Here is a 12,473-nt window from a genome sequence, read left to right as displayed (position 1 = left end):
AGGCTCCAACATTGATGATGATACGATGACGAGAAAAATAACCTGGTTAACTGCTCTGGCCTTAGGCATCAGCACCCTGTCGCAGGCCGAAACCGCCACCGCGCCGACCGTGGCGGCCCAGCCGCCGATCGCCGCGGCGGCCGATACGGCGACCGCGCCACCGCCGGCCGCCGTGCCGCAGGATCCGAATGCGCCGGTGCGCGACGTGTCGCTGCCGTTTGCGCAGATAGCGCCGCCGCCGGGCACCTTTGTTTTGCGCGGCACCCGGCCGGACGGGCAGATCGAATTCGGCGTGCGCAGCGATGAGGTGGTCTCGCAGGCGATGCTCGATATGGAGTTTACGCCGTCGCCGGCGCTGATCCCGGTGGAGTCGCACGTCAAGGTCTACCTGAACGACGAGCTGATGGGGGTGACCACGATCGCCAAGGAGCAGCTGGGCAAGCCCAATCGCATCCAGATGGCGATCGATCCGCGCTATATCACCGATTTTAACCGCGTCCGGCTGGTGTTCGTCGGCCATTATCAGAACATCTGCGAAAACCCGGCCAGCACTTCGCTGTGGCTCGACGTCAGCAAATCGAGCGCGCTGAAGCTGCGTTTCCAGACGCTGCCGGTGAAAAACGAGCTATCGCACTTCCCTGAGCCGTTCTTCGACAGCCGCGATAATCGGCCGCTGACGCTGCCGATGGTGTTCGCCGGCCAGCCTGATCTCGCCCAGCAGCGCGCGGCGGGCATTCTGGCTTCCTGGTTCGGCAGCAAGGCGCAGTGGCGCGGGCAATCCTTCCCGGCGCTGTACAACGCGCTGCCGACGCAGCACGCGGTGGTGTTCGCCACCAACCAGCAGCGCCCGGATTTCCTGCGCGATTATCCGGCGGTCAACGGCCCGACGGTGGAGATGATCAGCCACCCCGATAACCCGTACGTTAAACTGCTGCTGATTCAGGGGCGTGACGACAACGATTTGATCACCGCGGTGAAGGGCATCGCGCAGGGCAACATCCTGTTCCGCGGCCAGAACGTGACGGTGGACAAGGTGGAACAGCTCGCGCCGCGCCAGCCTTACGACGCGCCGAACTGGGTGCGCACCGATCGGCCGATGACCTTCGCCGAGCTGCAGCAATACGCCGAGCAGCTGCAAACCAGCGGCATCGAACCCGGCCCGATCTCGCTGACCATGAACCTGCCGCCGGATCTGTTCCTGATCCGCAGCACCGGCATCGACATGCACCTGAAATACCGTTATACGGCGCCGCGCATTCAGGACGGTTCGCGGCTGAGCGTCAGTCTGAACAACCAGTTCGTGCAGGCTTACTCGCTGGTGCCGGAACACGAACAGGGCGCACAGCTGCTGCGCTTGCCGTTGACGCAGGGGCTGCTCGATTCCGACAAGAACGTCAGCATTCCGGCGCTGCGGCTCGGGGCCACCAACCAGCTGCGCTTTGACTTCGATTACACCACGCTGCTGGCCAGCGGCGCGGAAGGGCGCTGCGAAACCTACTCCTTCACGCAAAACCACGCGGTGATAGACGGTGCGTCCACCATCGATTTCTCCGGCTACCGCCACTTTATGGCGATGCCGGACCTGCGCGCTTTCGCCAACGCCGGTTTCCCGTTCAGCCGTCTGGCGGATCTGTCGCAAACGCTGGTGTTGGTGAACCAGAAACCGCAGCCGGCGCAGGTCAGCGCGCTGCTGAACGCGCTGGGGGTGATCGGCGCGCAAACCGGTTATCCGGCGCTGGCCTTCACGCTGAGCGACGACTGGTCGCAGGCCAAGGATCGCGACGACGATATCCTGATGGTCGGCACCATCCCGCCGGAGCTGCGCGACGACAAGAAAATCAGCCTGCTGGTGGACGCGACCCAAAGCTGGGTGAAACAGCCGACGCGGCAGCCGCCGCTGCCCAGCGCGGAAGTGCTGGCGGAAGATACCAAACCGGACAGCAAGACCACCGTCAGCTCCGAGGGGGCGATGTCGGCGATCATCGGCGTGCAGTCGCCGTTCAACGACCAGCGCAGCATCGTGGCGCTGCTGGCGGACAGCCCGCGCGGCTATGAGCTGCTGAACGACGCCCTGCTGGACAGCGGCAAGCGCGCCGCGGTGTTCGGCTCGGTGGCGGTGATCCGCGAATCGGGGGTCAATAGCCTGCGCGTCGGCGATATTTACTATGTCGGCCACCTGCCGTGGTGGGAGCGGCTGTGGTATGCCCTCTCCACCCATCCGGTGCTGCTGGCGGTGATCGCGGTGGTGCTGGTGGTGATCCTGGGGCTGATGCTGTGGCGCGGCCTGAAGGCCTTCAGCCGGCGTCGCCTGGCGCCTGAAGATCGGGATTGACGGCGGTGAGCGCGATGCTGCAACGCCTGTCGCTCGGCATGCTGCTGCTGTGCGCGTTCAGCGCGGCGGCGGCCTGCGAGTGGCCGGGCTGGCAACAGTACAAGCAGTACTACATCAGCCCGCAGGGGCGGGTGATCGATCCGAGCAGCCCGAACAAAATCACCACCTCAGAGGGACAGAGTTACGGCCTGTTCTTCGCCCTGGTGGCCAACGACCGGCCGACCTTCGATCGGCTGCTGGCCTGGACGGAGAACAACCTGGCGGCGGGCGATCTCAGCGCCCGTTTGCCCGCCTGGCTGTGGGGCGAGAGCGACGACAAGCAGTGGAAGGTGCTGGACGCCAACTCAGCGTCGGATGCCGATCTGTGGATAGCTTACAACCTGCTCGAAGCCGGCCGCCTGTGGAAAAGCCGGCGTTATCAAACCCTGGGGACGCTGCTGCTGCAACGCATCGGCCGTGAGGAAGTGGCCGACATTCCCGGCCTGGGCCTGATGCTGTTGCCGGGCAAAGTCGGGTTCGTGGCGGAAGATCGCTGGCGGCTGAACCCCAGCTACCTGCCGCCGCAGCTGCTGGCGCGTTTTGCGGCGCTGAAAGGCCCGTGGCGCGCGATGCGCCAGGTCAATCAGCGGCTGTGGCTGGACACCGCGCCGCACGGCTTCTCACCGGACTGGGTGGTGTGGCGGGTCGGTGCCGGCTGGCAGCCGGATACCGTCAAGCCGAACGTCGGCAGCTACGACGCCATTCGGGTTTATCTGTGGGCCGGCATGCTGGCGGACGACGATGAGCACAAGGCGGCGCTACTCGAACGCTTCCAGCCGATGGCGCAGCTCACCGCCAAACAGGGCGTGCCGCCGGAAAAAACTGATACCGCCAGCGGCAAAACCACCGGCACCGGCCCGGTCGGCTTTTCTGCCTCGATGCTGCCGATGTTGGCGACGCAGGCCGAGGCGCTGACGACACAGCGGCAACGCATCAGCGAACATCCGCCGGGTGACGACGCCTATTTCAGCGCCTCGCTGACGCTGTTCGGTCAGGGGTGGGATCAACAACGTTATCGCTTTAATCGTCAGGGTGAATTGCAACCCTCGTGGGACGGCCAATGCACAACTTCAAAATAAACTGGCTGAATTTGATTCCGCTGAGCCTGGCGATGTTGCCACAGGCACGCGCCGCGGAGGCCGTGGCCCCGGAGCAGTGGCTGCTGGAGCAGGTGCGTATTGGCGAGGCCGGCAACAAGGACGATCTGGTGCGCCAGTCGCTGTACCGGCTCGAGCTGATGGATCCGAACAACCCGGACGTGATCGCCGCGCGCATGCGTTTGGCGCTGCGGCAGGGCAACATGGCGCTGGCGCAGCAGCAGTTGGACAAGCTGAAAACCCTCGCGCCGCAGTCCAGCGCCTATCGCCAGGCGCAAATGAACATGCTGCTGACGCAGCCGGAAACCCGGCAAAAGCTGCAGCAGGCACGCCTGATGGCGACTGCCGGTCGGTTGCCGGAGGCCAAGGCGCAGTACGATGCGCTGTTCCACGGCGAGCCGCCGACGCTCGATCTGGCGGTGGAATATTGGCGACTGGTGGCGCGTTTGCCGGGGCAGGAGGCGAAGGCGTTGAAGCAGCTGCAGGCGCTGGATCAGCAATATTCCGGCAACGTGGCGCTGCGTATGTCGCTGGCGCGCATGCTGTTCAGTCAGAACCAGGACGCGCAGGCCTATGAGCTGCTGCAGAAGATCGCCGCCGATCCGGCCGGGCGCGGCGATGCCGCCGATCTGTGGCTGGACAAGGTCAAAGCGATGCCGGTCAGCGCGCAAAGCGTGGCGGCGCTCAACCGCTTCCTCGGCGTGTTCGACACCGGCGATCAGGCGACCAGCGCCCGCGAAGAGCTGGCCAGACAGCAGAAACTGTTGGCCGATCCGGCGTATCAGGCGCGGGTACGCGGCCTGGCACAGGTGGATAAAGGCGGTAGCCGGGCGGCCATTCCGGAGTTGCAAAAGGCGCTGGCGGCGACGCCGAACGACGCCGAGGTGCTGGGTGCGCTCGGCCAGGCCTATTCGCGCGCCGGCAACCGCCCGCAGGCGCTGAAACTGTTCCGCCAGGCGTTGGCCGCCGACAAGAACGGCTACGACAGCGGCAAGTGGCAAAGCCTGATCAAGAGCACCAGCTACTGGCTGGCGGTCGACGAAGGCGACAAGGCGCTGAAAGCCGGCAATCTTGCGCTGGCCAGGCAGAAATACCAGCAGGCGCGCCAGCTCGACGACAGCGACGGCGACGCGTTTATCGGGCTGGGCGATGTGGCGGTGGCGAGCAAGGATGACGCCGCGGCGGAAGGATTTTATCAGCAGGCGCTGCGGCGCGATCCCGGCAACGGCAGCGCGCTGCGCGGCCTGGTGAATCTCTATCAACGGCAGTCGCCGGAAAAAGCGCTGGCCTACCTCAACGGCCTGCCGCGCAGCCAACAGGCCAAGCTGCGCAGCACCCTCGACGGGCTGCGGCTCGATATGTTGAAACAGCAGGCGGAGGCGCTGGCGGCGCAGCAGCAGTGGCAGCAGGCGGCGGAAATCTATCGCCGCGCTCAGCCGATGGATCCCGACGATGTTTGGCTGACCTATCGCTACGCGCAGGCGCTGCGTCAGGCCGGGCAGCCGCAGCAGGCGGACGCTCTGTTCCGGCAGCTGGCGCAGCGTCAGCGCGCCAATCCGCAGTTGGCCTATGCCTATGCGCTCTACCTTTCCGGCAGCGATCGCGACGACCAGGCGCTGGCGCAGCTCAATACGCTGCCTGTGGCGCAGTGGAACGACAACATGCGCGAACTGGCGCAGCGGCTGAAAATGCAGGCGGTGATCGCGCAGGCCGAACGGCTGCGGGTGGCCGGCGACGAACCGGCGGCGGAAGCCTATCTGCGCCGGCAGCCGGCGGACACCCGCATCGATTTACTGCTGGCCGACTGGGCGCTGGCGCGCGGGGAGTATGCGGCGGCGCTGGAGGATTATCAGCGGGTGAAACGGCGCGAACCGAACAACCCGGATGCGCAATTGGGCGAGATCGAAGCCTATGTCGCGCAAGGGGATTTGGACGCGGCGCGCCAGCGGCTGAAAACCGAACCGCAGCCGCAAGACGCTTCGCTCAACAGCCAACGGCGGGTGGCCAACGCCTGGAGTGCGGTCGGCGATCCGCAGCAGGCCGAAGCGCTCTTCAACCGGCTGAAAACGGCGGCGGCCTCGGAGCCCGTAGGACAAACCAAAGCGCTGATCTACCGCGACGCCGCCCGTCTGGAACGGGCGCAGCGGCAGCCGGAGCGGGCGCAGCAGGATTACCGCCAGGCGATGGTGGCCGGCGGCATCACGCCGACGCTGCCGCAGGACAATGACAGCTACACCTATTTGACGCGCAATAACCCGAGCGACGACTGGTTGAAACGCGGCATCCGTTCCGACGCCGCGGATCTGTATCGGCAGCAAGACGTGAACGTCACGCTCGATCACGATTACTGGCGCTCGAGCGGCACCGGCGGCATTTCCGACTTCAACGCGCACGACACCATGCTGCAGGTGGACATGCCGCTGTATGACGGGCGCGCCTTCTTGCGCACCGACACCGTGCAGCTGGATGCCGGCCGCTTCTCGACCGACGGCAGCGGCAAATACTACGAGACCTTCGGCACCTGCAATACGCAAGGGTGCCGCGGCGATGAACACCAGAAAACCACCGGAACCAGCGTGGCGGCCGGCTGGAAAAACGACCGCTGGGCCGCCGATATCGGCACGACGCCGATGGGCTTTGAGGTGGTCGACTGGACCGGCGGCCTGGCCTACAGCGGCGACTGGAACCACATCGGTTGGACGCTGGCGGCCTCGCGGCGGCCGATCTCCAGCTCGTTGCTGGCGTTCGGCGGCGCCAAAGACCCAAATACCGGCACCACCTGGGGTGGCGTGCGCGCCACCGGCGTCAGTCTGAGCGCCAGCTACGATCGCGGCGAGGCGAACGGCGTGTGGGCCGATCTCAGCGCGCACCAGATTACCGGCAAGAACGTGGCGGACAACCAGCGGCAGCGGTTGATGGCCGGCTACTACTACAAGCTGATCAACGAAGACAATCGCCGCCTGAGCGTCGGGCTCAATACCATGCTGTGGCACTATCAGAAGGATTTGAGCGGTTATTCGCTGGGGCAGGGCGGCTATTACAGCCCGCAGCAATATATGTCGCTATCGCTGCCGGTCAACTATCGCCAGCGCACCGAGAACTGGTCGTGGGAGCTGGGCGGTTCAGTGTCGCTGTCCCATTCGAAAACCGACAGCCAGCGCCGCTATCCGCTGCAGGGGTTGATCCCGGATTCACTGCCCGATAAGTTCGCCGTCGAGGACGGTAGCGCCTCGAGCGGCGTCGGTTATACCCTGCGGGCGATCGTCGAGCGCCGTCTCAGCTCGCACTGGACGCTCGGCGCCGGCATCGACATTCAGCAGGCGAAGGACTATACGCCGAGCCACGCGTTGATTTATCTGCGTTATTCCCTGGCCGGCTGGCAGGGGGATCTCGATTTGCCGCCGCAGCCGTTGACGCCTTACGCCGATTTCAAGTAACCGGGAGGAGGAAGATTCGGAGTGTCGGACACCGGGGAGTTTTGTTACCCTGTGTCCGGGTCGCGTTTGTTCGCTTTAGGAAAAGACTGAAACCCGCGATTTTCTTGGTTTTGCCTGCGGCATAGCCAGATAAAAACAGCCGATGATCGAGTATACTCAGCCCGGTTCGAGGGGGCGGGTGAGAGTCAGCTCCCTTTTTGTTTCAGCCCGATTTCACGGAGAGCAGGTTTGCGGGTCAGGCGTTCGTTAACGATTAAGCAGATGGCGACAGTGTCCGGCGTGGCGCTGGTCACGATCTGTATCTTTATCGTGATCCAGTTATTCCACTTTGTGCAGCAGCGCAGGGATGACTACGCCCAGCAACTGGAGAATATCGCTCACTCCGTGCGTCAGCCGCTGGCGGAAGCGGTGCTGCGTATGGACGTGCCGGAAGCCAAAAAGGTGCTGAACACGCTGTTGCCGGTCGGCATTCTGAGCCGGGCGGATATCGTCTTGCCGAACGAGTTTCAGGCGCTGCACGCCAATTTCCCGCCAGAGAGGCCGGTGCCGACGCTGATCGCCCGGCTATTTGAACTGCCGATCCAAATTTCCGTACCGCTCTATTCGCTGGAGCGGGTGCCGGCCAACCAGCAGCCGCTGGCCTATCTGGTGCTGCAGGCCGATTCGTTCCGCATGTACCAGTTTATCCTCAGCATTTTGTCGACCATGCTATCGACCTACCTGCTGCTGGCGCTGATCCTGTCGGTGGCTATCACCTGGTGCATGAACCGGCTGATGGTGCATCCGCTGCGCGCGATGGCCAAGGAGCTGGAAAACATCTCGCAGGACGAAGCGCCCTATCACCAACTGATGCTGCCGGCACTGCACCAGGACGACGAGCTCGGCCTGCTGGTGCGCAACTACAACCGCAATCAACAGACGCTGGCCAAGGCACATGCCGACATGAGCCGTCTCAGCACCCGCCATCCGGTGACCGAATTGCCGAATCCGGCGTTGCTGAACGCGTTGCTGGAACAGCATATCGCTTCCAGCCTGCGCCCCGAGCGTTTTAACCTGCTGGTGATCGGCATCGAGACGCTGCATGAGGCCTCGGGCGTGATGAGCCCGGCGATGCGCGAAGCGTTGCTGTTGGCGCTGGCGAAGAAGCTGCGCGGCTGCATCGACGAAAACGGCGTGCTGGCGCAGCTGAGCAATACCGAATTCGCCATCCTGGCCAAAGGCACCGAGCGGCCGTTCCACGCCATGCAGTTGGCGCGGCGCATCATGGCGGAGATTAACGCGCCGTTGACGCTGGAAGGGCTGGCGCTGCGGCCCAACGCCAGCATCGGCATCGCGCACTACCTCAATCAGGGGGAAAGTGCGGAACAGCTGCTGCGCAGCGCCACCTCGGCGATGATGTCCGCGCACCGCGAAGGTAAAAATCAGATCCTGTTCTTCGAACCCAGCCTGACGGAACGCACGCAGAAGCGGCTGACGCAGGAGAGCGAGATTTTGCACGCCATCGAGCAGCGGCATTTCACGCTGTTCCTGCAACCGCAGATCGACATGCAGTCCAACGCGGTGATCGGCGCCGAAGCGCTGCTGCGTTGGCAGCAATATGACGGCAGCTATACCCTGCCGGCCGACGTTATCCCGCTCGCGGAAGAGCTGGGCGTGATCGTGCCCCTCGGCAACTGGGTGCTGGAAGAGTCTTGCCGTATCCTGGCGGACTGGCAGCAACGCGGCATTGAGCTGCCGCTGGCGGTCAACGTTTCCGGTATTCAGATGCAGGACGAGGCGTTCGTTCCGCATCTGAAAAATTTGTTGGCGCAGTATCGGATCGACCCGCGCAAGCTGCTGCTGGAGATCACCGAGACGGTACGCATCGACGATCTCGACCGCGCGCTGGCGCTGCTGCGTGAGCTGCACGATCTGGGACTGTCGATCGCGCTGGACGACTTCGGCATGGGTTACTCCAGCCTTGAATACCTGAACCGTTTGAAATCCCTGCCGATTGACTTGATTAAAATCGACCGCAGCTTCATTCAGGGGCTGCCGGCCGACGATGCAATGGTGCGCATCGTCAGTTCGATCTCCGAAGTACTGGCGTTGCCGGTGATGGCCGAAGGCGTGGAAAACGCCGAGCAGCGCGATTGGCTGCTGCAGCACGGCATTCGCAGCGGGCAAGGGTTCCTGTTCGCCCGGCCGCTGCCGCGCGAAGCGTTCGAAGCCGAGTTTTGCCGCGCGGCGCCATGAGCGCCGTCTACTTTTCCGGTACTTTTCCCCGTCCGAAAATCGCTACTCCCCACCTACCTCTTTTGCGTTAGTGCAAACAAAGGCTTACGCAATTTTCAGTTTTGCATCCAGACTGACGCGTTTCAGCTCTTAAATTCACATCAACTCCGCGGGGTGGGTGCAACAAATTATTTCCATGTTGTTAAGTGGGTGTTATTTTCCGCGCAAGCAATGAACAGGCTGGATTTTTAGACTGCTGCCTGGTGCGTGTCTTCCCCCCATAGGATGTTCATATGAAAACAACGATCTTTAAGAGCCTCTATTTTCAGGTGCTGACGGCGATCACGCTGGGTATCCTGCTTGGCCATTTCTATCCTGACCTCGGCGCCGAGATGAAACCTCTGGGCGATGGCTTCGTCAAACTGATCAAGATGATTATCGCCCCGGTGATCTTCTGCACCGTGGTGACCGGCATCGCCGGCATGGAAAGCATGAAGGCGGTGGGCCGCACCGGCGCCATCGCGCTGCTGTATTTTGAAATCGTCAGCACCATCGCGCTGATTATCGGCCTGGTGATCGTCAACCTGGTGCAACCGGGCGCCGGCATGAACGTCGATCCCGGCACGCTGGACGCCAAAGCGGTAGCGGTCTACGCCGAGCAGGCACAGCAGCAGGGCATCATTCCGTTCCTGCTGGATATCATTCCCGGCAGCGTGATCGGCGCGTTCGCCAGCGGCAACATTCTGCAGGTGCTGCTGTTCGCGGTGCTGTTCGGCTTCGCCCTGCATCGTCTGGGCGAGAAAGGGCAGCTGATTTTCAACGTGATCGACAGCTTCTCGCGGGTGATTTTCGGCATCATCAACATGATCATGCGCCTGGCGCCGCTGGGGGCCTTCGGCGCCATGGCGTTCACCATCGGTAAATACGGCGTCGGCACCCTGGTGCAACTCGGCCAGCTGATCGTGTGCTTCTACATTACCTGTATCCTGTTCGTGGTGGTGGTACTGGGCAGCATCGCCCGCGCCAACGGCTTCAGCATCTTCAAATTCGTCAACTACATCAAAGAAGAGCTGCTGATCGTGCTGGGGACCTCGTCGTCCGAGTCCGCGCTGCCGCGCATGCTGGATAAAATGGAGAAGCTGGGCTGCAAGAAGTCGGTGGTGGGCCTGGTGATCCCGACCGGGTACTCCTTTAACCTGGACGGCACGTCTATCTACCTGACCATGGCCGCGGTGTTTATCGCGCAGGCGACCAATGCCCACATGGACATCATGCATCAGGTTACCCTGCTGGTGGTGCTGTTGCTCTCCTCCAAAGGGGCGGCGGGCGTGACCGGCAGCGGCTTTATCGTGCTGGCCGCCACCATCTCCGCCGTCGGCCATCTGCCGTTGGCCGGTCTGGCGCTGATCCTCGGCATCGACCGCTTCATGTCGGAAGCCCGCGCGCTGACCAACCTGGTGGGCAACGGGGTGGCGACCGTGGTGGTGGCGAAGTGGTGCGATCAATTGGATGAGAAACAGCTGAAAGACACGCTGAACAATAAAAACGCCGGCGCGGACAAAACGCTGCCTTCCGCCTGATATTGGCGGCACCTCACCGGCCGCAGCCGCAGCCGGTGAGGTACAACTCCTGCCTCGTAACGATTTCTTGCATTAAAAACCCCGCTATCTATTATTTTTCACTCTAATGAGTGACATCCGCAAAGGCGCGCGGTCTAACACGATGGTACACTTTCTGCTTTCCGCCCCACTGTGAAACTCAGGGCGTATTTTTATGATTCCATTGAATGGAATACACGCATTTGCATAAGAAATTGGATAGTCATTAAGTAGGGGTTCACATGCAGGGCACCAGAATTCATCTTATAGTTGGTGGGCTGCTATTGGCTGCCGCCAGTAGCAGTGTGCAGGCTGAAGCACTACAACCCGATCCTGCCTGGCAGCAGGGGTCGCTGGCCAACGGGTTTTCATGGCAGATTCTCGATACGCCGCAGCGGCCAAGCGACCGCGTGGAGCTGCGGTTGATCGTCAATACCGGCTCCTTGGTGGAGTCTTCGCAGCAGACCGGCTTCGCCCATCTGCTGCCGCGGCTGGCGTTGGCGCGCAGCGAAAGCTTTACCGCGCCGCAGCTGCGCGCCCTGTGGCAACAGAGCGTGGATAACGAGCGGCCGCTGCCGCCGGCTATCATCTCGTATGATTTCACCATGTATAACCTCAGCCTGCCGAACAACCGGCCCGATCTGCTGAAGGAAGCGCTGGCCTGGCTGGCGGACACCACCGGCAAACTGGCGATCGACGAGCATACGGTGCACGCGGTGATGAATTCCAGCATCAATCCGGTCGGCACTTTCCCGCCCAATACCAAAGATGCCTGGTGGCGTTACCGCCTGAAAGGCTCGACGCTGCTGGCGCACGATCCGGCGCAGCCGGCGAAACGGCCGGTCAATCTCGAGCAGCTGAAGAAATTCTATCAACAGTGGTATACCCCGGACGCCATGACGCTGTTCGTGGTCGGTAAGGTGGACAGCCGCAGCCTGGGCGAACAGATCAACAAGGCGTTCTCGCCGCTGCAGGGCAAACGTGAAACCCCGGCCCCGATGCCGACGCTCACTCCGCTGCCGCAGCAGCCGGTAAGCCTGATCAGCGAGCAGGTGAAGCAGGATACGCTGTCTATCATGTGGGATTCGCCGTGGCATCCGATTCGCGATTCGCAGAGTCTGCTCCGCTACTGGCGTGGCGATCTTGCCCGCGAGGCGCTGTTCTGGCATCTACAGCAGACGCTGGAAAAAAGCGACCAGAAGAACCTGCATCTGGGCTTTGACTGCCGCGTGCAGTACCAGCGCGGGCAGTGCGCCATCCATCTGGATACGCCGAACAACAACCTGAACGGCAGCCTGGGCTTTATCGCCCGCGAGCTGGCCAACGTGCGTGACAACGGCCTGTCCAAAGAGGAATTCGATGCGCTGCTGGCGCAGAAAAACGATCAGCTGAGCAAGCTGTTCGCGACCTATGCCCGTACCGATACCGACGTGCTGATGAGCCAGCGCCTGCGTTCGCAGCAGAGCGGGGTGGTGGATATCGCGCCGGAGCTGTATCAGAAGCTGCGTCAGGAGTTCCTGTCCAGCCTGACGCTGGAGACGCTGAATCAGGCGCTGAAGCTGCAGCTTTCTCAGGAGGCGACGCTGGTGCTGATGCAGCCGAAGGGCGAGCCGGAAATGAGCATGAAGCAGCTGCAGGAAACCTATGACGGCATCATGATGCCGGCGCCGGCGGTGGTGACGGAAGAAGCCAAACCGGCCGACACCGCGGTGGCTGCGCCGGCGACGGACGCCGGCGCGCAGTAATGCACTGCAGG

The 12,473-nt window shown here is 62.7% G+C and carries 6 protein-coding genes; all 6 read left to right on the top strand.

Going from position 1 to position 12,473, the window contains the following annotated elements:
• Window positions 1-25 precede the first annotated feature (25 nt).
• The 6 genes from bcsB to EKL15_RS21905 all read left to right on the top strand — a co-directional run bounded on the left by bcsB (window position 26) and on the right by EKL15_RS21905 (window position 12,462).
• Window positions 26-2,332 (top strand): cellulose biosynthesis cyclic di-GMP-binding regulatory protein BcsB, encoded by a 2,307-nt coding sequence (gene bcsB / locus EKL15_RS21930; protein WP_203090386.1) that lies wholly within the window; start codon window positions 26-28, stop codon window positions 2,330-2,332.
• 5 nt (window positions 2,333-2,337) lie between these two features.
• Window positions 2,338-3,450, top strand: a complete 1,113-nt coding sequence (bcsZ, locus tag EKL15_RS21925) for a cellulose synthase complex periplasmic endoglucanase BcsZ (protein WP_203090384.1) — start codon at window positions 2,338-2,340, stop codon at window positions 3,448-3,450.
• Window positions 3,432-6,905 carry a cellulose synthase complex outer membrane protein BcsC gene (gene bcsC, locus EKL15_RS21920; RefSeq protein WP_203090382.1) on the top strand — a complete coding sequence of 1,158 codons (3,474 nt, stop codon included), beginning with the start codon at window positions 3,432-3,434 and terminating at the stop codon, window positions 6,903-6,905. The genes bcsZ and bcsC overlap by 19 nt, the downstream gene beginning before the upstream one ends.
• 228 nt (window positions 6,906-7,133) lie before the next feature.
• Window positions 7,134-9,140 (top strand): biofilm formation regulator HmsP, encoded by a 2,007-nt coding sequence (gene hmsP / locus EKL15_RS21915; protein WP_206190303.1) that lies wholly within the window; start codon window positions 7,134-7,136, stop codon window positions 9,138-9,140.
• Between the two features lie 272 nt (window positions 9,141-9,412).
• Window positions 9,413-10,699, top strand: a complete 1,287-nt coding sequence (locus EKL15_RS21910) for a dicarboxylate/amino acid:cation symporter (RefSeq protein ID WP_126180510.1) — start codon at window positions 9,413-9,415, stop codon at window positions 10,697-10,699.
• Window positions 10,700-10,959: 260 nt separating this feature from the next.
• Window positions 10,960-12,462: a pitrilysin family protein gene (locus EKL15_RS21905; RefSeq protein ID WP_060424235.1), complete on the top strand. Its 1,503-nt coding sequence runs from the start codon at window positions 10,960-10,962 to the stop codon at window positions 12,460-12,462.
• Window positions 12,463-12,473 lie beyond the last annotated feature (11 nt).

Origin of the sequence: Serratia sp. 4542, assembly GCF_016805595.1 — a bacterium.
GTDB lineage: Bacteria > Pseudomonadota > Gammaproteobacteria > Enterobacterales > Enterobacteriaceae > Serratia > Serratia nevei.
The sequence above is the reverse complement of the archived record's forward strand: the minus strand, read 5'-3'. Positions and strand labels throughout refer to the sequence as shown.

Coding starts and splice junctions, on each gene's coding strand:
- bcsB (WP_203090386.1), top strand. CDS start 26: ATGACGAGAAAAATAACCTGGTTAACTGCTCTGGCCTTAGGCATCAGC.
- bcsC (WP_203090382.1), top strand. CDS start 3,432: ATGCACAACTTCAAAATAAACTGGCTGAATTTGATTCCGCTGAGCCTG.
- EKL15_RS21910 (WP_126180510.1), top strand. CDS start 9,413: ATGAAAACAACGATCTTTAAGAGCCTCTATTTTCAGGTGCTGACGGCG.
- EKL15_RS21905 (WP_060424235.1), top strand. CDS start 10,960: ATGCAGGGCACCAGAATTCATCTTATAGTTGGTGGGCTGCTATTGGCT.